The sequence below is a fragment of the Flavobacterium polysaccharolyticum genome, assembly GCF_038739875.1.
Lineage (GTDB): Bacteria > Bacteroidota > Bacteroidia > Flavobacteriales > Flavobacteriaceae > Flavobacterium > Flavobacterium polysaccharolyticum.
The window spans coordinates 192,307-218,396 of sequence record NZ_JBCGDP010000001.1; the positions used below are offsets into that span (position 1 = coordinate 192,307).

Sequence of the window (26,090 nt, forward strand, 5' to 3'; positions counted from 1 at the left end):
TTATAAGTTTTTTAGAATTACTCTTGTGGCTCCTTTATTCATTTTTACAAAAGTTTGACAAATTTGCCCTTTTTCATGGCGCTTGTCAATATCCTGAACCAGTAAGTTTAACGTTTGATTTAGTTCGGTTTGTTTTGAAATTGTGATACAACCTTCTTGGTGTACTAAAGCTGTGGCTTCTGCAAAATGCGAATAATTTGGTCCAATTACGATTGGAATCCCAAAAGTGGCGGGTTCTAAAATATTATGAACTCCAGGATTTCCAAAGCCGCCACCTACATAAGCAATGTCGGCATAACTGTAGATTTTGGTTAAAATCCCAATGGTGTCAATAATAAAAACTTGTTGGTTGGATAGGGATTGATTTTCTTTTTCAGAAAATAAGACAGTCGGTTTGGTAATTTGGTCTCTTAATTTTGCTATTTGTTCTGCTTTGATATTATGTGGAGCAATAATAAATTTTACGTTTTCATTGCTGTATTGGTTAATGTATTGGGCGATAATTTCTTCATCTTTTGGCCAAGAACTACCTACAACAATAGTAATTTTGTTATTCTTGAATTCGGCTATGAAATCAAGAGTGTTGTCTTTCTCTAAAATGGCACTCACACGATCAAAACGCGTGTCTCCAGAAACCAAAACATTTTGATGACCAAGGCTCTGTAAGAGTTGTTTAGAAGATTCATTTTGTACAAAAAAGAAATCAAAAGCGTTCAGTGCTTTTCTGTAAAAACCGCCGTACCATTTAAAAAAAGCTTGATTTTCTCTCAGAATTCCAGAAATCAAATAGGTTTTAATGTTTCGTTTTTTGAGTTCGTTTAAGTAATTCGGCCAATACTCGTATTTGATAAAGAAAACCAGTTCGGGATTTGTTAGCTCAATAAATTGTTTGGCATTTTTTTGAGTATCCAATGGTAAATAAACCGTGCAATCAGCCACAGTATTGTTCTTTCGTACTTCGTAACCTGAAGGCGAAAAAAAAGTGACTATAATTTTATGGGAAGGGAATTTTTCTTTTATTTTTTCAATGACAGGAAGCCCTTGTTCGTATTCTCCTAGGGATGCGGCGTGAAACCAGATGGATTTGTCGTTGGCTTGAATTTTTTCTTCTAAAGTCTTAAAAACATCCTTTCGACCCTTTACAAAAAGAGCCATTTTTGGGCTAAAAAGGGCAACGATTTTCAATAAAAAACCTGCTATAAAAACGATTTGATTATACAGAAAAAACATGAGTATAAATTTTGGCTAAAATACAGTTTCTTTATGGTTTTTTCATTGTCTAAGAGGGATTAAATAACTATTTTTGTTGTTCTTTTTTGCGAAAACATTTTGGGTTAACCTACTTTGTTTTCAAACTTTAAATTATTTTTCAATGAAAAAAATCCAAATGGTTGACTTAAAAAGTCAATATGATAAAATAAAAGACGTTGTAAATACCTCAATTCAAAACGTTTTAGATACGAATACTTACATCAACGGGCCAGAAGTGCATACTTTCCAGAAAGAATTAGAAACCTATTTGGGCGTAAAGCACGTCATTCCATGTGCCAATGGTACCGATGCTCTGCAAATTGCTATGATGGGATTAGGATTACAGCCGGGAGACGAAGTAATCACTGCCGATTTTACGTTTGCAGCAACCGTAGAAGTAATCGCTTTATTGCAATTGACTCCAGTTTTGGTAGATGTTGACATGCACAATATGAACATTTCTTTAGAAGCTATTAAAAAAGCCATTACTCCAAAAACCAAAGCGATTGTACCCGTACACTTGTTTGGTCGTGCTGCTAATATGGAAGCAATTATGGCTTTGGCTAATGAGCATAATTTGTATGTAATCGAAGATAATGCACAGGCTATTGGTGCCAATTGCAAATTTTCAGATGGTACCAAAAAGAAAGCTGGGACTATCGGTCATGTAGGAGCGACTTCCTTTTTTCCCTCTAAGAACTTAGGTTGTTATGGTGATGGTGGCGCTATTTTTACTAACGATGATGCTTTGGCACATACTCTTCGTGGTATTGTAAACCACGGAATGTACGAAAGATACCATCACGATGTGGTGGGCGTAAATTCGCGTTTGGATAGTATTCAAGCGGCAGTTCTGAATGCTAAATTACCCTTGTTAGATCAATACAATAAAGCGCGTCAAGATGCCGCTCGCAAATATACCTTGGCTTTTCAAGGTCACGCCAATATCATTGCGCCAAGTATTTGCGATAGCTGCGATTGTCATGTTTTTCATCAATATACCTTGCGCATCATCAATGCAGATCGCAATGGATTGATGCAGCATTTGTTAGATAAAGGTATTCCATGTGCCATTTATTATCCAATTCCATTGCACGCACAAAAGGCTTATTTGGATACACGTTACAAAGAAGAAGATTTTCCAGTTACGAATCAGTTGGTACAAGAAGTGTTATCTTTACCTATGCACACTGAGCTTGATGACGAGCAAATTAAATTTATTACCGATAGTGTTTTAGAATTTTTAGGATAGTTTTTAGGAGCTATTTCCTGCTGTACGCTGTATCTTGCTTGGCGAACCCCTCCAAGCAAGGATGCCGCTTCCATCAGGGCTAACCCAAACCACACAATTATGAAAATATTGGTTACTGGAGGCTTAGGCTTCATTGGTTCTCACACCGTAGTGGAATTACAAAACAAAGGATTTGAAGTCCTAATCGTCGATAACTTGTACAATTCGTCTATCGATGTTTTAAAAGGAATCGAAAGCATATCTGGAATTGCGCCGCATTACAAAAATATTGATATGCGCGACAAAGCAGCCGTGCAGGCGCTCTTCAAAGAATATTCAGATATTGCTGGAGTCATTCATTTTGCAGCTTCCAAAGCTGTAGGAGAAAGTGTTGAGAATCCGTTATTGTATTACGAAAACAACATTGCAGCCTTAGTGTATCTTTTGCAAGAATTACAGCAAAAAGATGCGGCTTCCTTTATATTTAGTTCCTCTTGTACCGTTTACGGACAGGCCGAAAAAATGCCAATTACCGAAGATGCTCCAGTACAACAACCAATGTCGCCTTACGGGAATACCAAAAAAGTAGGGGAAGAAATCATCAGAGATACCGCAAAAGCGTCATCTATCAATGCGATTTTATTACGTTATTTCAATCCTATTGGAGCACATCCAACTGCCGCAATTGGAGAATTACCAATTGGTGTACCACAAAATTTAGTGCCTTTTATTACACAAACCGCAATTGGATTGCGACAAGAATTATCGGTTTTTGGAGATGATTATCCAACGACTGATGGTACAGCTGTTCGTGATTATATTCACGTAGTTGATTTGGCCAAAGCACACGTTATTGCGCTAGAACGATTGTTAGAAAAGAAAAACAGCGACAAAGTTGAGACTTTTAACTTAGGAACAGGTACAGGAAGTTCAGTACTCGAAGTGATTCAGAGTTTTGAGCGCGTAAGTGGTCAAAAACTACCTTACAAAATCGTACCTCGAAGAGAGGGAGACGTTACCGAAGCCTATGCTAATACACACAAAGCCAATACAGTTTTGGGTTGGAAAGCGGAGTCTACACTTGATGAAGCAATAGCAAGTGCTTGGAAATGGGAACAGAAAATACGCTCATAAATAGTACTCATTGATCAGTAAAAAGTAATCAGTAAGAAGCACCAAAGTATCGATTGATAATTTGGTGTTTTTTTCTTTAAAGAACTATTTGTAAATTCGTTAGGTAAAAATATAAAGGAATGAGTGCTAAAAAAACATCCTCAAAATTGCCCAAAGTGGAAGTGCCAGCGGTGGTTTATGAGTCTTCGCAGGTGAAGCATAAAGGAATAGATCGAGCAACATTTGATTTCGATACGGAGTTCGCTAATGGATTGACTCCAGAAGAGTTCAAAGCCGAGATGCTCAAAAGAATAAAAGCCTATCCTTGGAAAAAATAATTTTTGCAGATAAGGTTTCGAATTATTTAGATCAATTAGTATATGTGCTTTTTGAAGAAGAGTATTTTAGCTATAGTGATAATGCGCAAGTTTATGTAAATAAAATTGTTGACTTTATAGTTTCAGAAATAGCTAGTTTTCCGCATAAAAAAACACCTTTAGCACTTTCTCATTTAGGCACCTATTATATTTTTTAGAAATCGAATAAAAGAACTACTTGGTACATTTTTTTCGAAAAGAAAGCAACCGCTATTTTGATTACTGGAATTAGCAATAATCATTGTGAAGAAGCGAAAGAGTTGTAAATAAAAGCAAAGCCGAATCCTTGGGATTCGGCTTTTTTGTTACTTTTTGGCAGCTTCTTTCATTTTATCAGCGGCTTTGTCTAGTTTTTCAGCGCCTTTTTCGAGTACTTTACTCGTTTTGGCTTGTAGAGTATCTACTGCTTTTTCTACTTTTACGGTTGCAGTATCTATTTTTTCTTCTACTTCAGAGGTTACAGCCTCTTTGGCGTCATCCAATTTTGCTTTGGTTTCTTCCTTGCAAGAAACGGTTACTACAGCTAAAAATGCCAATCCTAAAATTATTTTTCTCATAGTCAATGGGTTTTATGGGTTGTTGTTTTTTTGAAAACTAAAGATAAATAAAAAATCCCCACAAACTTTACGTTTATGAGGATTCTGTTGATAAGAATTGTTATCTAAATTCTGCAATCTGCTATCTTAAATTTTTAAGCATTCGCAGTAGCGGCTTCTTTATTGATTTTTCCAATCAGCCCGGTCAATACTTTTCCTGGACCTACTTCTGTAAATAATGTTGCTCCATCGGCAATCATTTGTTGTACTGATTGTGTCCATCGTACTGGAGCAGTCAACTGAATGATTAAGTTTTTCTTGATTTCGTTAGGGTCTGAAACCGCGCTTGCTGTTACATTTTGGTACACAGGGCAAATTGGAGTAGCAAAAGTAGTCGCTTCGATAGCTGCTGCCAATTCTTCTCTAGCTGGCTCCATCATTGGAGAGTGAAACGCGCCACCAACAGGCAAAATCAAGGCTCTTTTGGCACCTGCTTCTTTCATTTTTTCACAAGCTAATTCTACGGCTTTGTATTCCCCAGAAATCACCAATTGACCGGGACAGTTATAGTTTGCCGCAACCACAACACCATCAATTGAAGCGCAAATGTCTTCTACTATTTTGTCATCTAGGTTCAAAACGGCAGCCATCGTCGAAGGGGTGATTTCGCACGCTTTTTGCATCGCCAAAGCTCTTTGAGAAACTAATTTCAATCCGTCTTCAAAAGACAAAGCACCATTGGCTACTAAGGCAGAAAATTCACCCAAAGAGTGTCCAGCGACCATTTCAGGTTCGAAATTTTCTAAAGTTTTAGCCAAAATAACCGAGTGCAAAAACACCGCAGGTTGTGTTACTTTGGTTTCTTTTAGTTGTTCTGCTGTGCCTTCAAACATAATATCGGTAATGCGGAAACCTAAAATTTCGTTGGCTTTTTCGAATAATTCTTTGGCTAATGGAGAGTTCTCATATAAGTCTTTGCCCATTCCTGTGAACTGTGCGCCTTGACCTGGAAAAACGTATGCTTTCATAATAGTATGTTTATGTCATAAATAATTTTAGTAGCCGCAAAAGTACTATTTTTATGGAATGTAAAAAAAAACGCTCCTACCTTTTCTTTTTGTTGGTTGTAACGTTTAAAAAATTAACAGACTAATAAGGAAATATCTTCATATTATGAAAAAAGTAATCTTAGTATTTTTTGCAGTTTTTATCGCATTCCTTTTGATGTATTTCGGGTTGCCGGTACTTAATTATGGCTTTTTCAAATTGCCATTCTTTCTATTATTGTTAGTTGGGCTAGTGAGTTTGTTTTTTATTAAATTAAAAGTAGATCCGAAAACCCATAAAACAACTGTTTTGAAGGCGCCTCACAAGGTGTTTTATTATAGTATATTGGTATTACTTTTTTATGTAGCCATTGTCCCTTTATTTACAACGGTAAAAATGTTCAGAAGCGAGGCGTACCAACAATTGCTTGGCAAAGTGCATAAAGGCGAAAAAATTACCCAACATATCGCACCTATTGCCATAGACAAAATCCGAGTAGTCGATGAAGAATTGGCTTATTTATTAGGCGAAAAAATATTAGGCTCGCAACCAGCTTTGGGAAGTCAAGTAGAGTTGGGACATTTTTGTATTCAAAAAGTACAAAACGAATTGTACTGGGTAGCTCCTTTGTTACATTCTGGGTTTTTCAAATGGATTAATAATTCCGAAGGTACTGCGGGTTATGTTATGGTTTCGGCTACCAATGAGCGTGATGTGAAATTGGTGCAACAAATTGATGGGAAACCTTTAAAAATAAAATACCAACCGTCTGCTTATTTTCAGTCCGAAATTCATCGCCACGCTTATCTTAACGGATACTCAACTATTGGCTTAACCGACTTTACTTTTGAAATCAACGACGATGGAAAGCCGTTTTGGGTGATTACAACCTATGACAAAACCATTGGCTTTTCTGGAAATAATGCAACTGGAGTTTTGGTAGTCGATGCACAAAATGGAGCCATTCAAGAGTATTCCATTGCCAACACACCAAAATGGGTTGATCGTATACAGCCTATAGATTTTATCGAAGACCAATTAGACGATTGGGGAACGTTAATTCACGGGTATTTCAATTTTTCAAATGAAGACAAATTACAAATCACCGAAGGGATGACTTTGGTGTATGGAAAAGACAATAAATCGTATTGGTATACAGGTATTACTTCAACCGGCAAAGACGAATCTGCAGTAGGCTTTGTTTTAGTAGATACCCGTACCAAAGAAACCACTTTTTACAAGCAAGGTGGCGCTACAGAATTTGCGGCACAAAGTTCAGCCCAAGGTAAGGTTCAAGAAAAAGAATATACTGCTTCTATGCCAATTCCATATAACATCAATTCCATTCCTACCTACGTAATGACTTTAAAAGACAAGGGTGGATTGGTTAAAATGTTTGCTATGGTTGCCATTTCTGACTATACGATTGTGGGCGTAGGCAATACGATGCGTGAGACCCTTACGGCATACAAAAATGTGTATAATATGGCCGACAATAAGATTAATCCCAATTCGGTAGCCAATAAAAAAATCATTCAATCGGTAGTGACAAGAATTCAAAACGACGTCAAAAACGGCAATAGTTTTTATTACTTCACCCTGCGAAAATCACCCACTATTTATGTAGGTTCTTCACAAATTTCGAGCGAATTACCAGTTACGGTTGTGGGAGATTCCATCAAAATTACCTATGATTTAGACCTCGAAAAAGTAGTAGATATTTCTAGTTTTCAAAATCTAACGTTGAGTAAGAAGTAAAGCATCGTTTTATTTATTTTTGTAGCTAAATCATAAAGACAATGCCTTCTGAAAAAGAAAAAATGCTCGCTGGCGAATCCTATCTCAGCAACGACAAACAGTTGGTGCAAGAGCGATTGTGGGCCAAGAAAATGCTCCAACAAATCAATGCCGAGTATATTGTAAACGGAAAAACACGCGGGCTTTTCAAGCAATTACTGCCTAATGCGCACAAGCGTTTGTACATAGAACCGCCGTTTCATTGCGATTATGGGTACAACATTCACACAGGCGAGAATGTGTATTTCAACCTCAATTGTGTGGTGCTCGATACGATGAAAATCACCATTGGTAACAACGTGTTTTTTGGGCCAGGTGTACATATTTACACCGCTTCGCATCCCTTAAATATTGTGGAGCGACGCACTTTCGAGCTGTCTAAACCCGTCACGATTGGCGATGATTGCTGGATTGGCGGCAATACCGTGATTTGCCCCGGAGTGACCATTGGCGACGGCTGCACGATTGGCGCAGGCTCGGTGGTGACCAAAGAGATTCCTCCGCATTCGCTAGCCGTAGGTAATCCCGCGCGGGTCATTCGAAAGTTACAGTAATCCTTTTTAGGAGCAGAAAGAAGCGGCTTTTTTATAGGCAAAGTCCCGTCATCCGCTGTATCTTTGCGGCCGAACCCCGGCCACAAAGGATGCCGCTACTACCGGGGCTAGAAGGCAAGAAAAGGCTTGATTAGCCAACATCCCAAAAAAAATAAAAAAATGAAAGTTATCCTACTTACCCCAATGGAAATAGAAGCCGAGAAAGTGCAAAACGCCTTGCAACGCTTTCCGTCTTTACAAAATGACTACCAAATCGTAATCTCAGGTGTGGGAAGAGAAACCACCGCCAAAGCAATGATGCATTTGCCTGCGCACGATTTGTGTGTGTTAATCGGCTTTGCCGCCATAGTAGGAAAACCCGAAAACCTTCCATCCGAATTACAATTAGGAATGCCTATAGAAATTACCAACGCCTCGCTTTATGGTTACGAAGGACAACTGTTCGAAAACGGTAAACCGATATTGACGGAACCCAAAACCAACTTGCTTTGTTTGTCTTCCTTAACTTCGGATAAATTTGTCAAAACGACGAATTTGGCCGAACGCACCGTGGTGAATATGGAAGATTATACCTTTATGTATCTCAAGCAACCACAGGATTTTATCGTGCGTATTATTTCTGATTTCTTGCCGCATACTCACGAAATTGACTTTTTTGAAGAAGTAAAACCTATTGATTTTTACAAAGCCATCGAAGCTATTGAGGGGGTTTTGTAAGTGAAAGATTAATGTGCAGCTATTTCTTGATGTAATAATTCTACATTAAAATTAACTTTTGCATTCAAAGCTCGAAAAACTTTAATAATTGTATCGAATCTTGCATCAGTTACGCTGTTTTCAATTTTAGAAATTTGAGCTTTTTTTACACCGACTAATGCACCTAATTGTTCTTGAGTCAAGTTTCTTTCTTTGCGAATTTGTTTAATGGTTTGTCCAATCAAATCAATTTTCAATTCGTTTTCAAAATTATCTCTATTTGGAGTGCCTTTTTTTCCAACGAATTTATCTGTTACTTCATCTAAACTGTACGTTTTCATACTCTTATTTCTTTTCGTTAAAATATTTTACTCTTAGTGATTCTGCTCTCTCAATTTCTAGTTTGGGAGTTTTATCGGTTTTCTTTATTATGCCGTGGGTAGAAATTACAATTGTGTCCTTTTTGTCTGATTTATCCCAAAAGGCAAACAATCTAAAATATTGTTTGTTATATAAAGTTCTAAACTCCCAAATTTCGCCATCAAGTTTTTTGAATAGTTCATTATCGTTTACGCTTCTTGATTTCCAGATATTATAAAGTATTTTTTCTCTAGATTTCGGCTCTAGACTTTCCAAAAATGTTATGACTGGTTCAAGAAATTCAACTTTAAATTTATAATCCATTGTTTACTAAGCATAATTTTTTGTAAAGATATAAGTTTCCTTTTTAAGAAACAATTTTTTCAAGTTCATCGTTTTGTTTTTTGACCACCAATCTATTATTTTATTCTATCGCCTCAATAATTTCTAGCAATTGTGCTTTCAGCTCTTCGTTGGTGATTCCTTTTTCTGCATCAAAATTGGTGGCAAAACTCGGTAACGAAAAAGCACCTTTAACATCGGCTCCTTGGAAAGGGAATCTGTTTTTGGCCATTTCCAAAACCGAAGCACCTCCTCGTGGCCCTGGTGAAGTAGCGAGTAAAAGCGTTGGTTTTTGTTGTAAGGTTTTACCGTTGATGCGGGAAGTCCAATCCAAAATATTTTTGAAAGCAGTCGAATACGCGCCATTGTGTTCCGCAAACGAAATGACAATAACATCGGCACCGCCCAGTTTGGCAAAAAAAACGTGAGCTAATTGCGGAATTCCGGTTTTGGTTTCTTTGTCTATTGAGAAAATAGGCATTTCGTAGTCGTTCAAATCCAAAACTTCAACTGTTGCGTTGGCAAATTGATGTGCGGCATAGGTTGCCAATTGTTTGTTGATAGAGGTCGCGCTAGACGATGCGCCAAAGGCTAGTATTTTTTTCATTACAGATGTTTTTATTTTTATTCATTCATATAATACGTCAATGCTCCCGAAGGGCATTTTTTTACCGTACTGATAATGGCTTCAGTAATCGAATTTTCGGGAACAATCCACGGTTTTTCTTTGGGTTTGAATACGTCGGGATTGTTTTTTACACATTCGGCAGCGTGTTTGCATAAGCTGTTTTTCCAAACAATGGTTACTTCGCCGTTGCTGTACTCTTTGGTTAAATCTTTGGCATCCATAGTATTTATAGTTGAGTGTTAATACTGACTTTGTTTTTTAATAGTTTCGAAACGGGACATTTCTCGGCTATCAAAAGTAAGCGTTCTTTTTGCGCTTCGGTAATGATTTCAGAAAAAGTGATGGTTCTCGAAATGGTAGTCTCTAATTCGGACTCGTTATTTTGTGATAGATTCAACGCAATTTGAATTTCGGGAATGTTCCAACCTTTGCGGTCGATGTACATTCGCAAGGTAGAAAGCGTACAACCCGCCAGCGAAGCCAATAAAGTAGAGTAGGGGTCAGGACCTAAATCTTGCCCTCCAATAGTTTCAGGTTCATCCATTAGTAATTCGCCGTTACGCCAAGAAATGGTGCACAAGTATTTTTGTGCACCAATACTTCCTTGAACGTCTTTTTCTAGTAAGTTTTCCATTTTAAAGCACGTCTCTAAATTCTGGAGTTTTGTCGAATACTTTTTTGGCAAACGGACAAAGCGGAATGATTTTTATGTTGTTTTCTCGCGCATAAGTTACCGCTTGAGCGACCATTTGTTTGCCCAAACCTTTTCCTTCATTGCCTGGATTTACACCCGTGTGGTCAATTATGATTTTATCTTCCCCAGCAAAAACAAACGTCATTTCTGCTTCTTGTTTGCCTTCAATTTCAATAAAAAAACTCCCTTTTTTATCGTTCATTTTTACTTGTACTTCGTTCATAACTTACCTTTTTTATTGAATACTATCTGCTGACGACTGACTACTTTTTTTATTGTTCCATCGGGATTTCCATCACCAAAAATTTAGCAGCTGTTGTTGCTTTGATGTCAATTTCTGGAGTATCCCAAATTCCAAGGGCATCTCTTTTGCTTAGTCGTTCTCCGTTGACTTCTATTTCGCCCTCAATAGTCATAATGTAAAAACCGTTACCTTCTTTTTGTAAGGCTAATTTTTTAGAGAAATCGGCATCAAAATCAGACAAATAAAACCAAGCATCTTGATGAATCCACACACCAGCATCGTCTGGATTTGGAGATAGAATTTGAGCAAAATTGTTTTTTTGTTCAGTAACATCCAAAGTGATTTGTTGGTAACGAGGTGCTACATTGCGGTATTTTGGGAACAACCAAATTTGGAACAGCTTGGTTTGTTGGTCCGCATTCGGATTGAATTCACTGTGCTGAATACCCGTTCCTGCACTCATTACTTGTACATCGCCTGTTTTGATAGTTGCGGCATTGCCCATGCTGTCTTTGTGTGCCAAATCGCCTTCTAGCGGAATGGTGATGATTTCCATATTGTCGTGTGGATGCGTGCCAAAGCCCATTCCAGCAGCAACAGTATCGTCGTTCAAAACGCGTAGCATACCAAACTGCACTCTATCGGGGTTGTACCAACTAGCAAAGCTAAAACTATGATAAGCATTCAACCATCCGTGGTTAGCATGTCCTCTTGAATCTGCGGTATGTAAAACTGATTTTTTCATCTTCGTATAAATTTAGTGATTACTAGGATACAAAGGTAAGCTCGTTGTGAGCAGAAGTCACTTAACCTAGATTAAGAAAAGCATAATCTCAAAAAAGCAGGTGTTGTAGTTCTATAAATGTAAGTGCGACTTTTGATTCTCGACTTGTGAAGGCTACTCCAAATGGAAGTGTTTTTATTTTGATGAATGCTCTGGAAACAAATTGGTATGGGTTGCTGAGGTTGGGGGCGCTAACCCAAACGACTTACTGCCCGAAATGACTTCGAAAAGGTTGCCGTTTTGGGTGCGGAGGGTTTGGATGGTTATTATATTAATTTAGATATCTTTCTATCGATTTTTTAAATTCTATTGGGACATTTTTTATTGACTCATTAAAAGTTATTTCTTCCGAGTTGATGGACTTAATGTGTTCATATAAATTTTCAATGTCTTCAAATGATAAACCATATCTTAGCATCCATATTTCCTTTTTATTATCCGTTCCAAATTTAATATAATTAGCAATTTTTTTTGCTCTTATATCATTTGTTTTTTCATGAAAATTAATAAATGCAGCATAAAACTTATCTGTTAGTGTAAAACCTATTAATTTGTCAATATAGTCGTATGTGTCATAAACAATTCTATCATAATCTACATCTCTTGATAAAGTTTTTCTTGAATCATACAAAGGATATCTCCCTAAATTTTTATTAGGTATTTCGTGAAACCCTGTTATATAACTTGCCATTTTATCGATTTCATTGTTTATATGTGATTTAATTGCATGTGAATATCTATACCAACAAACTTGTTTGAAAGTTTTGCCATAAACTCTCCATAACATAATTTTTATTGCTGTATTTAAAACATCAGCTTCAGCATTAGTCAAATCTCTTTTTAAGAAACTTTCAAATAATTTTATAAAATTATTATATAGATCCAATCTGAATTCTAAATCATTATTGACTTTATTTAAAGATATTAGCTCACTTTCAAAAAAAACACTATTTAAAATCTTGGAAATTATTTTTTGAGTTGAATCTTTTTCTATGTTTTCTAATTCTTTTGGGGTTAAATTAAATTCATCATTAAAAGTCCCATCTTTTATTGATTGTTTGAAATCATTATAATCGTCATCTTTTGCATTATCTAATTCTATTTCAGATATGTTTTTTAATTTCTCTGTATTTAGCATAACATTTCTAAAACCACTCATGTTAGATTTAATTATAATAGTTCCAAAATCAAACTTATTCTCCAAAGTTGACCTACCAGCTCTTCCGATAAGATTCTTTAATGCTAATCCATCTTTAACCTCTAGCATATCTATAAAGACAATATCAAATGGCATATTTATTCCTTGTTCAAGTGTCGATGTTGCAAAACAAATTCTGCAGAGACCTTCCTTTGTAAATTCTTCTACAAGTATTCTTGATTCTAGAGGCATTGAGCCATGATGTATTACTATACCTCTTCTGATTAAATCAATAAATTGTGAATAATAATATTTTCCAGAATTTATATTTCCACCAATTAATTTTTTTAATTCATCAACATAATAATCTATTCTTTCATTCTCTAAAATTGGACACAAATCAATATATTCCTTAAAATTTTCTAATATCCTTTTGTCATAAATTTTTTGTTTTGAGACATAAATCAGCATTCCGCCATTATTTTCTAAAACCTGTTTTATTGGGTCATAATTGCATTTTACTTTTTTATTACCCATTATCTTTTTGTCAATTCCAAAATGGTAATAATTTTCATTTTCTTTGTAAATAAATATTTGACCAACATTTTTTTGATTATAAGGTTTTGAAAACGATTTATGTTTGTCAAAGAAATTTTTTTCAATTTGTGATTCTGGGTTTGAAATAAAAGGATGCGCAAAAACAAATTTAGAGTCAGGGTATTTTTTGTAAGACCTTCTAACTATACTATCATAGTACAAGCCTCTTTTATATTCGTCATTGCTTAGCTGTGCTTCATCAAAAAGAAACAAATCAACATTAAAGGCATCTTCATTTTTGTATTTAAATAATTCTCTACATCTTTCTGGGGTAACAATAAAAATATTTTTTTTTGCTCTTTTAGTATTTATTTTATCAATGAAGGTTAGAATATTTATTGTTTTGTCTTTTATTAAGTTATTTAATTTAATAAAATACTCATTTATCAATGCTCTTGATGGTACAACTACTATTACATTATTTTTGCAATCAAGAATTTTTTTCATGAATACAAAAGACTTTCCTGTACTTGTAGGAGCAGAAAAGCTAAAACAATTATTACTATCAATTCCTTTAATGATATCGGCTTGAACTGGAGTAAAAAACTCATTGTTTTCCAAATAATTATCATATTTATCATGAAGATATTTTTTATACTGACCAAATACAACTTCTTTTAGAGTATCTCTTGGAGAGTCTTTATAAAAAATACCCATATAATTTAATACTGAGTTTTTATGTAATTCAATTTTTTCTGCTTGGTATATAAACAAATATGTTAATATTTCCATGTCAGAAATATTAACAGGTCCAATTCTAAAAAGCCTATCCAATACATAAGATATTATTTTGTCAATATCTTTCCCTTCAATTATATTTTTAATTATGTTATTCATATATCAACAGCAACACAAATAAGTTCCTCGTATTTTTTTAATTCAATAAATTCTTTATTCTTTTTAATATTTTTAATTAAGTTTTCTGTTTTATCTTTTTTAGAAGAAAAAGCAGCAGCAAATGATTTTTTACCTTTAGTAAAGTTCTCTTTTGATTTTTTACAACAAAATTTATCAATATCAATAATATCAGATGAATCTTGTTTTCTATTTACAAATTCAATAATACCTTTTAATGCCTTCCCATAAGCATTTTGACCTTTAAGATATTTAGATTCTCCAAAAATCAAGACATCATTATTATTTTTACTATAAAAATCAAAACCATGATTTCCTACGTCCTTAATTTTTATCAATTCTGCTAATGGAATATCTAAATATTTAAGTTCATTAACTATAGATTTTCTTGCAAGTTCAGAGACAATATATTCTGCTGAGTTTTGAGTAATCGAATCATCATTCTCTTTAATAATGTTTTCAGAAATATATTTTATTGTTGCTTCTGTTCTAACTTGGAATGCATCTTTTATTGTGTATTCTTCATCAAATTGATTGAGCCAACTCAAATCAGATAATGAATCAAAGATATTTCTTAAAGTTAACCCAATGTCGGTTGGAGAAATTCTAATGAAAGTTATATGCTCTTCAATTTTGATTTTTTCTGTTATTTTGTAACCAATCATAAAATTATTTTTTTAAAAACTCCATCCAACTCCTCACTCATCTTCTTCCCACTTCCCAACTTACTCGCATTGTCTTGATTAAATTGTACTGTTTCTATCAAAAAATCAGTGATCAAAGTTTCTTTTGGGTGGAGATAACTTTCGTCTTGGCGGGCTTTGAGTTGCATTAATTCTTTTATTTTATCTTGTATGTTTTGTGGCGCAATGAGCAGCAATTCGGCAAAAGCAACGGGCGGAAAGCTGTTGTTTTCTATGATCCATTTTCCGGCTAAGGCGGTGCGTAACGCATAAAAATAACTTTTTAGTTTTACCTCATCTTGCTCGCATACGGTCATGAATTTTTTGGCCGTGCCCAAATAATGGTGCAAACAGGCGATAGGCGAGAAGCATTCTTTGGCCAAAGCACGCATTTGGGTAGCAAACGCCTCATGTTCATAATACACCACCGGAGAGTACAGCCACTCTAGCAAAGGTGCATTGCTTTTGGCTAATAATTTTACGGTTTTCCGTAAATCCCAACCGCTACCGTCTAAATCGTCTTTGGTCATGAACTCAATCACATCGGGTTGTTCCCAAAGCGAGAGGTAATAGTTCAAATCGTGGCGGTATATAAAACGTATGTCATAATCACTATCGGGTGAGGCAAAGCCCCAAGCACGACTGCCCGATTCTACGGCATAGAGTAGGGTGACGCCTTTTTCGTGTTCGATAGCTTTTAATTGGTTTAGTATGTTTGTTTGCATGTTTCTCAAATTTAAAAAATATATATGACTATTCGTTACTAATACTATTTTAAGAATAAAGTAATTCTCGATTCATCACACAAGCTTTATCCTTTTCATTCTTAGTGACTTTGCTAGTCCAATTTCACGCAAAGGCCTTGAATCAGAAAGTATATCTTCAATACTTAGACTTTTGGTATGTGTTACTATTCTTTTCAATTATTTCTTGATTTTAACATTTTTGTATTTTTCACGTCGTCTAGCCTCAATCGGTTTTGATATTTAGTATAAACCAACGGGTGGCCTGAGGGAAATAGTAAAGAACTAAAAAATAAAGTTTTATGCTAGAAAAAAAACATCCTTGAAGAGGCTGCTGCGCTTTCAAGAGCAGTCCAAAACGAAAGTAAGGCTATAGGTGGTTACCTTCTTGCTTGTTATTTCTTGATGGCACTCTAGAGTCGCTCATGCCAGCACTTGTGAAGCTGTAAATGATATGGTTTGGAGATTATTTTTATAAAGTGGATTGTTTAGCATTTTCTCTTTTTTTTTGTTTATTCAAGCTGTGGTACGTTATTTCTACAGCCAAAGTTGAAATATCACTACGTAGCTATTTTGCGTACTCAGTACTACATTACAGGATAATATGTTAATAATTGTTAATTTTAAGCCAAAAAGAGAAAAGTTATAAAATTAATTATTAACTTTAACTAATTGATTTTAAGTCAATTAAAATATTTTTTTTAACACTAACTTTTAAATATTACGATTATGATAAAAAAAATTTTAGACTTGGGAAGTGTTCAGATGCTAACAAGAGAAGAACAGAAAAGAATTAAAGGAGGAGATGATGAGTTTATCACTTGTCCTTGTCAGGACGGAACGAGAGTGATTGTTCCATCAACAATGTCTTGCGAAGAGGCTGAGCTATTGTATTGCATTACAGATATGTAATTTAGTTAAAGAGTATTGCAGATCATTTGAGATCTACGATTGGGGACATCTTAGACTCTTGAATTACTGAACTACTTCTTAAACATTTAAAAAGTCTCCAATTGATGAAATTGGAGATTTTTTTTTCTTCTTGGCTGTGTTAATTTTCACTGTCTTTATTTTGAAAATAGTAGTAAGTTGTTGTTTTTGAATAGGATATAAAAATTGCATTTGACCAAAACAACAATAGTTACAGCAAAATAAATTGATTCACTGCTCCGCTAAAAAAATTAAAAAAGATGAAGTAATTTAGTTGTAGTTGATTTCTAATGCGGATTTTGGGTTTATACAAAACAAGTTTCGCACTATGCAGTTGTTTTATTAGCACGAAAAAACCTATTTTTTTAATTCATTTCTTTTAAATATTGCTCTATTAATTTGCCAAGGGAGAATAAATATTAGGTATGATTGTGATGGGTAAGTTTTAGGTTTAAAATGCCCGTTACCTCTTAAAATATGGGGAAAATTTGCTTTTATTTTTTTTAAAAAGTCTAAAGAGTAGATTGTGTTATTTGAATTCTATTTTCGTATTTTAACAGTGATAATGTAATTAAATTCGCATTTGTTTTATTTTTTTTATTAAATTCGTATTCTATTCTTAAATCCCGTGAGGAATTTATAAACCAAAAAAAACCAAAAAACTCAAAAAAATGCTAAAAAACTACTATTTTAAAGGAACGCTTTTTACTGCGTTATTTTGTTCTATGCTTACGACTTTTGGTCAGACAAAGTCACAAAGAGCACAAATTACAAAAGAGTACAACGCTAAAGAGATTAAGAAACTATCAAGTTCATTTTTAGAAAAACAGAAAACCAATAAAAAAGCAGCGATTACGTTTGCAAAAGCAAATAATATTCCTGTGTCTGTTACTCTAAAAGATGGAGGATTTGCTGAATTACAAAAAGTAAATGCAGATGGAAGTTTACTATATTACAGAACTTTTAACGTCGCTGCAGCAAGATCGACCAGAACAAATTATTTAAATACTGGTGGAGGTCTTGGATTAAGTTTAGATGGACAAAACATGACTGCTTATGTTTGGGATGGAGGACATGCAAGAGTTACACATCAGGAGTATGATGGTGCTGGAGGAACAAATAGAGTGTCAGTAGAAGACGCCTCTACTGAAGGAGGAACACAACTTAATTTTCACGCAGCTCACGTAACAGGAACAATATGTGCTAGTGGTTTTGCGGCTAATGCAAAAGGTATGGCTTCACACTCTAAAGTAAAGGGGTATATGTGGAATAATGATTTGTCTGAAGCTACAACTGAAGCAGCAAATGGAATGTTAGTTTCTAATCACTCTTACGGTTATCGATCAAAAGATGATGCAGGAAATAATATATTGCCCAATTATTTTCCAGGAGCCTATATAGAAGATTCTAGAGACTGGGATAATCTTATGTATAACGCTCCTAATTATTTAATGGTGGTAGCAGCTGGAAATGATGGAAGTCAGTCGATTACTGCAAATCCTTTAGCTGCAGGATTTGATAAATTAACAGGACATTCTACCTCAAAAAACAACTTGGTTGTAGCTAATGCACAAGATGCTACTATTGATTCAGCTGGAAATTTAGTTTCGGTAGCCATCAGTTCGTCAAGTAGCCAAGGACCAACAGATGATTTAAGAATCAAACCAGATATTGCTGGAAATGGATCAGGTGTTTATTCTTCTTACCAAAACTCGGATTCAGCTTATGGAACGATATCAGGGACATCGATGGCATCGCCTAATGTTGCAGGCTCTTTGTTGCTTTTACAACAACATCATAGAAATGTTAAAGGTAGTTTTATGAGATCAGCGAGCTTAAGAGGACTTGCTCTTCATACCGCTGATGATGCTGGATTGACTGGCCCAGATCCTGTTTTTGGTTGGGGGTTATTGAATGTAAAAAGAGCGGCAGAAACCATAACTAATACTGGGAATAGCTCAATTATAAGTGAATTGACATTACAGCCTGGACAAACGTACACCATTAATGTGAACAGTGATGGAGTAAATAAGTTATTAGCATCTATTTGTTGGACAGATCCTGCTGGAACTGCAACCACTGCATTAAATTCTTCAAGTGCAATTTTAATAAATGATTTAGATATTCGTATAACTAAATCAAGCTCTGTATTTTCTCCTTGGAGGTTAACTGGTGCAAACACAAATGGAACAGGTGACAATACAAAAGATAATTTTGAAAGAGCGGATGTTACGGGTGCTACTGGTCAATATACAATTACAGTAACTCATAAAGGAACAACACTTTCAGGTGGAAGCCAAAATTATACTTTGATTGTTACAGGAGTGACTACAAATGCAGTTACTTGTAATGCAACAGTGCCAACTAACTTAGCAAGTTCAGCTATAACTGCTACTGGAGCTACAGTTTCTTGGGGGGCAGTGACTGGAACTACTTATGAGTACCAATATAAAACTACAGCTGCAACAACATGGACAACGGGAACATCAGCAAGTGCGTCAGTTTCATTAACAGGTTTGACAGCAAGTACTGCTTATGAATTTCAGGTAAAAAGTATTTGTCCAAACAATACATCCTCTGCTTTTTCAACTAGCTTAAACTTTACGACGTCAAATGTACCTGCTCCAACTTATTGTACTTCTACATCAACAAATACTACTGATGAGAGAATTGCAAGAGTTCAATTAGGCACTATCAATAACGCTTCAACTGGTACAACAGGTTATGAAAACTTTACTTCATTATCAACCAACTTAACTAGAGGTACAGCAAATACAATTACAATTACTCCGTTTTGGAGAAGTACTACATATGCTGAAGGATATTCAGTTTGGATAGATTACAATTCCGATGGAGACTTTACTGATGCTGGTGAGCAGGTTTTCACAAGAACAGCAACTACAACTACACCAGTAGCAGGAACATTTACTGTGCCTGCCGCTACAACTACAGGTCCAAAAAGAGTGAGAGTTTCAATGAAGTATAACGCAGTTCCTACTTCTTGTGAATCATTTACATACGGGCAGGTGGAAGATTATACTGTAAATATTGTTGCTCCTAGTGTTGTGAATGCAATAACTTCTGATCTAGCAATTGTTAGTGACAAGAAGAATTATGACTTTGTTGTCTATCCAAATCCAACCAAGGGGATTTTGAATATCAGTACATTCGATAATAGAGCAGTAACTTATGTTATTTATAGCTTAATTGGTAAAAAAATAATTTCTGGTAATGCTATTGAAACAGGAATTGATGTATCTGAGATTCCTTCAGGAATTTACGTTATTGAATTGAATGACGGAGAGAAAACAGTTTCAAAGAAATTTGTTAAAAAATAAAACGATATATTTATTACTTAAAAGAGGCTGTCCGAAAAGGGCAGCCTTTTTTATGCAGCAAATTTACGGATTGGTTTTGCGTTGGTTGATTTATGAAAAAATATTCTGTTAGGGTTTTAAAAAGGTAAATTTCGACTTCTATAAGTCTATTTCGAACTCGCACAGAAAATTCTATATGAGTCTTGTGCTTTTTATTGTTATTTGTCGCCATTTTTCGAAAATTGTATCCGATAGCCATCAATAGAAATTCCATTTCTGCTTTATCTAAGCCTTTAAAGGTAAATCGATTAAATTTATTATTACTTTTTAGCTGTCCAAAGACGGCTTCAACTTCTATTGGGCGTTTACTTCGATGCTCGAGTCCTTTTTCGCTCATGAGCAGCTCTTTGGCCTGAGCCCTTAATTGGTTCAGACGGTGGTTTACCTCTATTGTCCTGTTTCCTTTGGCTTGATGACATAAACTTCTAAGTGGGCATTCATCACATCTTTTTACTTGATAATAAGATACTTGTGATTCGTATCCGTTGGCCGATGTCCGTTTTCCACTGCCAATGTTTTCCATCTTTTGCCCCATTGGGCATACGTAAAAATCCTGCTGTATATTGTAGAACAAATTCTGGACAAGAAACGGGTTGTCCTTCATTTTTTTCTTCTGCTCTTTGTGAAAATAATTATACTTTACATAGGCTGTTATGTCTTTATTTTCAAGCATTTCGTAGTTTTATTCGCTTCCATAACCAGCATCGGCCACCACTGTTTTGCTTTGTCTTGGTACCTTTTTTTAAATTCCTCCAGATGGGATTTTAAAGTCGTAGCGTCGTTAGGTGTTTGATGAATGGTTACGTTGGTAATGAATTGATTTTCTGTGGATATCTGAGGGTTGTATGCAGGTTTTAACTGTCCGTTTTTCATATGGTCTTCCTTCATTACTCATTAATATTATTTGTTTTTTTGATATTCGTGAATCTTCGATTTCTCATAAAGGTAGCGTCAGGATCTGTCTTACTGTAGGAGTTTCTATTGCCTAAAATCACTAAATCTTTTTCGTATTTTTCGAGCTTTGGCAGGTGTTCTTCCTGAAGCTTTTGAAGCTCTTTGGCTGTTTTTTTGTTAGGCTCCTTGAGCTTTTTATTTAGCTCAGCCAATTTTTTTTTCAGCTCTTCCGAGTTTATTTTTTTTGGTAATTCTTCCTTGTTAACTTCTTGATTATCGGATAAAACTGTTGATTTTTACTTCGAGTTTTTCTTTATATTTTTCTATAGAACCCCGCCAGACAAAGGTGTATTTGTTGGATTTGGCTTCTATTTTTGTTCCGTCGATGTATTGGATATCCAGACTGACATAGCCCATTTCCACAAGCATTTTGACTACCTCGGCAAATAAATCTTTGATGTTCTCTTTTAAAATCTTTCCTTTAAAATCGTTGATGGTTCTAAAATCAGGGGTTGAGTAGCCTGAAATAAACATAAAATGAATGTTCTCGGTGAGTGCTTTTGCTATTTTTCGACAAGAGTAAGTGTTGTTCAAATAACTGTAAAACAAAACTTTAAGCATCATTCTGGGATGATAGGCAGAGGTACCGCCTCCTTTATATTTTTTAAGTATATGGCTTATATCCAATAAATTGACGACCTTGTCCACTAAGCGAACAGGGTGATTTTCTGAAATTTTATCAAAAATATTTATCGGAAAAAGTTCCGGAGTATTGATCGATTGCGATTTAAATATTACTTTAGCTATTGCGCGTTTTTTGTGCAACTCTAAGATGCTATTTTAGATTAAAAACAGCAAAAAAAAGCTGTCCTTACTTTTCGGACAGCCTCGTTTTCTTATAATTACAACACATAGAAATTACCCTTTATTTTTTACCTTAAGTTTATATTTCATTACATCTTTTAACAATGATTTATTGTTTTTATTAAAATGTACTAATTCTGAGGCAATTTCGGGACTTCCATTAATTCTTTCAGCAGCGATTTCATACGCTATATTTCTGATCATTTCTTCAAGCTCATCATGTTTTGTAAATTCGTGTTTCAACAAATGAAGAAATACCGGGGCATTTACTGAAGACACTTCACTTGTATAAATATTTGTTATAGCAGTGGATAACTCTTCAGCCGACTTACAGTTTGCAAAATAATTATTCAGGCATTTTCCGGCATCTTTATTCGTTTTCCAACCCTCTAAAAGTAATTCCTGAGCATTTGTAATATCTCCAATTTTATTTTTATAAACTAAAGATGCTTTTAAGTATTGAAAATTCGTTTTATAATTTTCTATTACTTTATTAAAATACTTATCTGCTTCTGATTTATTATTTAGAATCGCATACAAATCTCCCACTTTTTCATCTTCATTTAGTTCTTTGTAAAGTCCGATTGCCTCTTTATAAGCGTGTCCTTTTTCATAACATTCTGCCGCTTTGGTTTTATTTTGAAGATACTTCAAATAAACCGCTCCCGCTTCACGGTATAATTTACCATTCTCTAAAGCCGATGCCGCTTTATGATTGTTTTTTAAAAGCTTTAAATAAATATGAGAAGCTTTTTCGAATTGTTCTCTGGCAATATAATCTTCTGCCAGTTTCTCATATCTGCTTTGCAAGGTACTAAACCTGTTCGAATCAATTAAAAATGCACCTCCGCCTGAAGAACCTGAAGAACCTGATTGCGATCCTGCCCACAACGAAATCATAAAAATCACAAAAATTACGATTCCAATAAAAACCAGGATAGATGGTAAACTTGATTTCAATTCAGAACCTTTACAACTTCTGGCCAAAACCACAAACAGTAAAACAAAACCATATCTAAAAAAACCAGTAGAGCTATCTCCCGAAGAAAGATTGGCAAGAAATCGGTGTATCCAGGAAAAATTAAACAGCCCGCCAATTCCGGTATTAAAAGAAAAACTACCTCCATTACCACCTCTTCCGGTTCCAAGTGTATCCAATGGAATTGCTAACTTCATTGCCATTTCAGGATTTTTCTCTAAATAAGCCAGAAATTTATCCATTTCCCGGTTGTTGCCATTCAACAGTTTCTTCATGTTAAAAGGCAATTTTTCAATCATTTCTTCTTCTGAAACCGGATTTTCAATGCCTTCTAAAATCTTTTCCTGATCCACCTCAATTCGCATCGAAGTAATAAATTGCGGAATCAAAACAGTTTTTGAAGGTTCCGTTATTTCGATTTGTTTTAGATTCGGTAAATGAAGTAAATCTAACCAGTTAACTTCTTCTTTCAATTCAACCAAACCAATTTCCGGATGTAAGAAATGATATTCTTCCGAAAACAACTTATGCCATTCTTCTTCTGTTAATTCAGGTGTAACCAATGTATTTTCAGGAATAAACAATTTATTTTCTGCTAATTGGTAAAAATTGTTTTTGCCGATGTCTGCAATTTTACTTTTGTTCTGATTAAAAACTATCAAACAGCCAAATAATTCATTTGCACGTACACCTGGAATAGGAAAAACTTTAATAGAATCAAGTGTTAACCCAATATTTTGAATTTCATGAAGCCACACTTCCGCTGAGGTACTTTTAATAAAAATGCCTCCTTTTGGAAATGTGTTTTTCGAATTTATCTTTAGTTTAAGCTCCATGATGTACGATATTCAAAATAAATGGTTTAAAATATTTTTCCATAAATCTGTCACCTGTTGTTACATTTTGTCCATGTTCAGGTGAAATAAAATATTGATTCCCTGCAAATTCATCTACTGAAGCCATAGCTGTCTGTATGTTTAGAACAAAAGGAACGTAAAACTTGTCTATACGTTTGTCGCTGCTTTCAAAAACCAGAATTCCATCCTGATTGGTAATTTTACTGCCATCCTCAGACTCGAAATATTGGGATTCTACATAACACACAGCTCCGTTTTTTTCGATTTCTTTTTTCAGATTTTCAGCAGCACTTTTTGTTACGTCTTTCAAAATAACACTAAATCGTTCATCGACAATTTCTTTAGCCTCTTTTAAAGTTTTATCCGTATTTTCTTTTATTGTTTTTACAACTGCCAAAGGTGATACCCCTTTGTTTTTTAAAATAAGACTGACACTTTCTTTAAATACAACATCAGCTTCCGACTTAAATGAAAATTGATCCTTTACAAATTTTAAATTTCTAAAATGACAATCATTTATCTTTAAAACATCTTTGTCTATCACAACATTGTTTAATCTTTTTATTACAGTGTATTTAACTTTACTCGACTTGTAATTACTGATAAATGCATCTTTTTCTTCGAGATTATTATTAAAAGCCTGCCTTACTTTTTCGTTTCTCATTACTGTTAGACTAAAGTCGTTAGCAATCTGGTAAAAATCCGGCAAAAGATCGATGACACCACCACCAAAATAAAAATCATTATTGTATTCAAACACTTTAAGTACCTTTTGATTGATTTTTTGGTTAAAATCTTTATAGTTTTTTAATTCTTTAGTACTAAGATTTATGGTACTGGCATAGTGTATCAGATCATAATAATGATACCAAAGTATTTTCTCTCCTTTACTACTGGTTTTCAAGGCAAAATTGCCATTTTTAAACGGAAGGTTTGATGCTATTTTCACGAATCCCTTATCAAATCTATCATTTGAAAACGCAAACAAACTGCCGTTTATGTACATATAAAACTCATTTTCGTAAGAGAATATATTTTGATAAGACCGCTCAACCGGATAAAGGAGAGATATACTTTCATCTGCTATTTTTTTTGCTTTCTCTTTTTGTTCATTATGATTTCTTATCCATAATTCATCTAAAGGCAATACAATTTGTTGGAGTATTTTCCTTCCTTTATTCTGATTTTTATAGACATTAATATTTTCCATGCCAATTGCAAAAACGTATTTAATATCATCAAAATAAGTATTCATGGCTCTTTGCATCGGAATTAGTTTTAGACTTTCTTCTGAGGAAAAAATAAAAACTTCCTGGTTCTTGCTATTGATTTTATTCTCCAGAAAAAACGAATCTAATCCAGCTGAGCAATCTAGTTTACCGCTAAGCTCGCTTAAGGAATTTATAACTTCATTGACGTTTGTAACAGCAATTTCTTTGAAATCTTCTCCAACCACATAAACCTGACATTCAATATCTGTTTTAGGATGTCTGGCAATGGCAATAGCCGAAGCAAAAGCCAAAATTTTAGGATTCCCCCAGTTTTTTAATGTATTATCGATTAATAAAATACGCTTAAATTTATCTGCTTCCGGTGGTACTTCACGCTGAATATACAACGCTTCATTATTAGCAATTCTGGACATAAAAACATCGTCATCATAAGCAAACTCAGAAATTACGAGTTTATCAAAGTCACCTTTATTGGTTAAATCTGAAATCCCTCCCAAAGGCTGTTCACTTGGATGATTGTGATGAAGCGGAATATTTAATCCGGACCAAAGTCGTTTAATAAGACTTCCTACATAAAATGTTTTATCTTCCTGAATAAGCTGATCGACAAAATCAGTCATTTTATCAGATAGATTTTTTTCTTCCAAAACTTCCTCATTTAATTTCTCATTTAAATCCTGATGCGGAACACTCTCCATTGCATTTATAACGGATTGAACTGTTGGAAACTTAACTTTTAGTAATGCAAGTGTTCTGAAATCTTTTCTGAAATTTGCCTCATTAAATTCGTCTTTAACAGATGATCGTACTAAATGATGTCTATGGTTTTTATATTCTTCAAGAATTTTTTTTGCTTTTTCTGCTGAAATTCTGTTATGACACTCGTGAAAAATAGTCTGAAACAAATTCATTCTTTTTTCGCCAGCTTTATATTCATTCGGCAAATGAGAAAGTAATTTCAAAAAATCAATACCTGCTCCAATTCTAAAAGACTGAGATTGTGGAAAAGCAGTTACTATATTCTTACTTTTTACCAAATTATGAATCATTTCAATGGCATTTTCACTTTCCGGATTCGTGGCTATAAGTGCCAATAGTAAAGTCCCAAATGGCGGAATACTGTCTTCTGAAAGGTATTCTAAAATTTCGAAGACAAATTTTTCGTAGCCAATTGTTTGCCCATTCGGAATAGCTATAGATTCAAATACACTATCTGCAGAAAATATCTGATTGTCCCATTCCCAGAAATAGTCCTCGTATGATTGAAAGTATTTTTGAAATTCCATT

General features: G+C 34.6%; 24 protein-coding genes and 1 pseudogene. 9 read left to right on the forward strand and 16 right to left on the reverse strand.

Features of this window, described 5'->3' with window-relative positions; all coding sequences use genetic code 11:
• Positions 1-1,230, reverse strand: coding sequence for a 3-deoxy-D-manno-octulosonic acid transferase (locus WFZ86_RS00825; protein ID WP_342690187.1), 1,230 nt, complete (start codon positions 1,228-1,230; stop codon positions 1-3).
• 142 nt (positions 1,231-1,372) lie between these two features.
• On the opposite strand from WFZ86_RS00825, the gene WFZ86_RS00830 reads away from it, so the two are divergent.
• From WFZ86_RS00830 to WFZ86_RS00845, 4 genes are all read left to right on the forward strand, one after another.
• Positions 1,373-2,503, forward strand: a complete 1,131-nt coding sequence (locus tag WFZ86_RS00830) for a DegT/DnrJ/EryC1/StrS family aminotransferase (RefSeq protein ID WP_342690188.1) — start codon at positions 1,373-1,375, stop codon at positions 2,501-2,503.
• Positions 2,504-2,602: 99 nt separating this feature from the next.
• Positions 2,603-3,616 (forward strand): UDP-glucose 4-epimerase GalE, encoded by a 1,014-nt coding sequence (gene galE, locus WFZ86_RS00835; RefSeq protein WP_342690189.1) that lies wholly within the window; start codon positions 2,603-2,605, stop codon positions 3,614-3,616.
• Positions 3,617-3,735: 119 nt separating this feature from the next.
• Positions 3,736-3,933, forward strand: coding sequence for a hypothetical protein (locus WFZ86_RS00840; protein ID WP_342690190.1), 198 nt, complete (start codon positions 3,736-3,738; stop codon positions 3,931-3,933).
• The gene (locus tag WFZ86_RS00845) at positions 3,921-4,130 is read left to right on the forward strand and encodes a hypothetical protein (RefSeq protein WP_342690191.1); all 210 of its coding nucleotides are present in this window, start codon (positions 3,921-3,923) and stop codon (positions 4,128-4,130) included. The genes WFZ86_RS00840 and WFZ86_RS00845 overlap by 13 nt, the downstream gene beginning before the upstream one ends.
• Positions 4,131-4,277: 147 nt before the next feature.
• On the opposite strand, the gene WFZ86_RS00850 is transcribed toward WFZ86_RS00845, so the two are convergent.
• Positions 4,278-4,529 (reverse strand): hypothetical protein, encoded by a 252-nt coding sequence (locus WFZ86_RS00850; RefSeq protein WP_342690192.1) that lies wholly within the window; start codon positions 4,527-4,529, stop codon positions 4,278-4,280.
• 134 nt (positions 4,530-4,663) lie between these two features.
• Positions 4,664-5,536 (reverse strand): ACP S-malonyltransferase, encoded by an 873-nt coding sequence (gene fabD, locus WFZ86_RS00855; RefSeq protein ID WP_315146297.1) that lies wholly within the window; start codon positions 5,534-5,536, stop codon positions 4,664-4,666.
• A gap of 145 nt (positions 5,537-5,681) precedes the next feature.
• On the opposite strand from fabD, the gene WFZ86_RS00860 reads away from it, so the two are divergent.
• The 3 genes from WFZ86_RS00860 to WFZ86_RS00870 all read left to right on the forward strand — a co-directional run bounded on the left by WFZ86_RS00860 (position 5,682) and on the right by WFZ86_RS00870 (position 8,623).
• Positions 5,682-7,313 (forward strand): hypothetical protein, encoded by a 1,632-nt coding sequence (locus WFZ86_RS00860; RefSeq protein WP_342690193.1) that lies wholly within the window; start codon positions 5,682-5,684, stop codon positions 7,311-7,313.
• Positions 7,314-7,354: 41 nt separating this feature from the next.
• Complete coding sequence (locus WFZ86_RS00865; RefSeq protein WP_342690194.1) at positions 7,355-7,906, forward strand: sugar O-acetyltransferase; 552 nt, start codon at positions 7,355-7,357, stop codon at positions 7,904-7,906.
• Positions 7,907-8,065: 159 nt separating this feature from the next.
• Positions 8,066-8,623, forward strand: a complete 558-nt coding sequence (locus WFZ86_RS00870; RefSeq protein ID WP_342690195.1) for a hypothetical protein — start codon at positions 8,066-8,068, stop codon at positions 8,621-8,623.
• Positions 8,624-8,631: 8 nt separating this feature from the next.
• On the opposite strand, the gene WFZ86_RS00875 is transcribed toward WFZ86_RS00870, so the two are convergent.
• The 10 genes from WFZ86_RS00875 to WFZ86_RS00920 form a co-directional block, all read right to left on the reverse strand.
• Positions 8,632-8,943, reverse strand: coding sequence for a helix-turn-helix domain-containing protein (locus tag WFZ86_RS00875; RefSeq protein ID WP_159690487.1), 312 nt, complete (start codon positions 8,941-8,943; stop codon positions 8,632-8,634).
• Positions 8,944-8,947: 4 nt separating this feature from the next.
• Positions 8,948-9,286, reverse strand: a complete 339-nt coding sequence (locus WFZ86_RS00880; protein WP_159690490.1) for a type II toxin-antitoxin system RelE/ParE family toxin — start codon at positions 9,284-9,286, stop codon at positions 8,948-8,950.
• 100 nt (positions 9,287-9,386) lie between these two features.
• Positions 9,387-9,911 (reverse strand): NADPH-dependent FMN reductase, encoded by a 525-nt coding sequence (locus WFZ86_RS00885; protein ID WP_342690196.1) that lies wholly within the window; start codon positions 9,909-9,911, stop codon positions 9,387-9,389.
• Between the two features lie 17 nt (positions 9,912-9,928).
• A complete protein-coding gene (locus WFZ86_RS00890) occupies positions 9,929-10,153 on the reverse strand; it encodes a (4Fe-4S)-binding protein (protein WP_342690197.1) in 225 nt (74 codons plus the stop codon).
• 5 nt (positions 10,154-10,158) lie between these two features.
• The gene (locus WFZ86_RS00895) at positions 10,159-10,566 is read right to left on the reverse strand and encodes an OsmC family protein (protein WP_315174289.1); all 408 of its coding nucleotides are present in this window, start codon (positions 10,564-10,566) and stop codon (positions 10,159-10,161) included.
• Between the two features lies 1 nt (position 10,567).
• On the reverse strand, positions 10,568-10,849 hold the full coding sequence (locus tag WFZ86_RS00900) for a GNAT family N-acetyltransferase (protein WP_064716399.1): 282 nt from the start codon (positions 10,847-10,849) through the stop codon (positions 10,568-10,570).
• 49 nt (positions 10,850-10,898) lie between these two features.
• A complete protein-coding gene (locus WFZ86_RS00905) occupies positions 10,899-11,615 on the reverse strand; it encodes a pirin family protein (RefSeq protein WP_342690198.1) in 717 nt (238 codons plus the stop codon).
• A 310-nt stretch (positions 11,616-11,925) separates the two neighbouring features.
• Entirely contained in the window at positions 11,926-14,226 is a 2,301-nt protein-coding gene (locus WFZ86_RS00910) for a DEAD/DEAH box helicase (protein ID WP_342690199.1), read from the reverse strand.
• Positions 14,223-14,909: a hypothetical protein gene (locus WFZ86_RS00915; RefSeq protein WP_342690200.1), complete on the reverse strand. Its 687-nt coding sequence runs from the start codon at positions 14,907-14,909 to the stop codon at positions 14,223-14,225. The genes WFZ86_RS00910 and WFZ86_RS00915 overlap by 4 nt, the downstream gene beginning before the upstream one ends.
• Entirely contained in the window at positions 14,906-15,652 is a 747-nt protein-coding gene (locus WFZ86_RS00920) for a nucleotidyltransferase domain-containing protein (RefSeq protein ID WP_342690201.1), read from the reverse strand. Before WFZ86_RS00920 ends, WFZ86_RS00915 begins: the two co-directional genes overlap by 4 nt.
• Before the next feature lie 783 nt (positions 15,653-16,435).
• Here WFZ86_RS00920 and WFZ86_RS00925 point away from each other — a divergent pair.
• Together WFZ86_RS00925 and WFZ86_RS00930 are read left to right on the forward strand one after the other, a co-directional pair.
• The gene (locus WFZ86_RS00925) at positions 16,436-16,582 is read left to right on the forward strand and encodes a hypothetical protein (protein WP_342690202.1); all 147 of its coding nucleotides are present in this window, start codon (positions 16,436-16,438) and stop codon (positions 16,580-16,582) included.
• Between the two features lie 689 nt (positions 16,583-17,271).
• Positions 17,272-19,938: a S8 family serine peptidase gene (locus WFZ86_RS00930; protein WP_342690203.1), complete on the forward strand. Its 2,667-nt coding sequence runs from the start codon at positions 17,272-17,274 to the stop codon at positions 19,936-19,938.
• Positions 19,939-20,143: 205 nt separating this feature from the next.
• Here WFZ86_RS00930 and WFZ86_RS00935 read toward each other — a convergent pair.
• From WFZ86_RS00935 to WFZ86_RS00945, 3 genes and pseudogenes are all read right to left on the reverse strand, one after another.
• Positions 20,144-21,678, reverse strand: a pseudogene (locus WFZ86_RS00935) (IS1182 family transposase); the annotation flags it as partial.
• 111 nt (positions 21,679-21,789) lie between these two features.
• Complete coding sequence (locus WFZ86_RS00940; protein ID WP_342690204.1) at positions 21,790-23,550, reverse strand: hypothetical protein; 1,761 nt, start codon at positions 23,548-23,550, stop codon at positions 21,790-21,792.
• A complete protein-coding gene (locus WFZ86_RS00945) occupies positions 23,540-26,089 on the reverse strand; it encodes a ribosomal protein L7/L12 (protein ID WP_342690205.1) in 2,550 nt (849 codons plus the stop codon). The genes WFZ86_RS00940 and WFZ86_RS00945 overlap by 11 nt, the downstream gene beginning before the upstream one ends.
• Position 26,090: the final 1 nt, after the last annotated feature.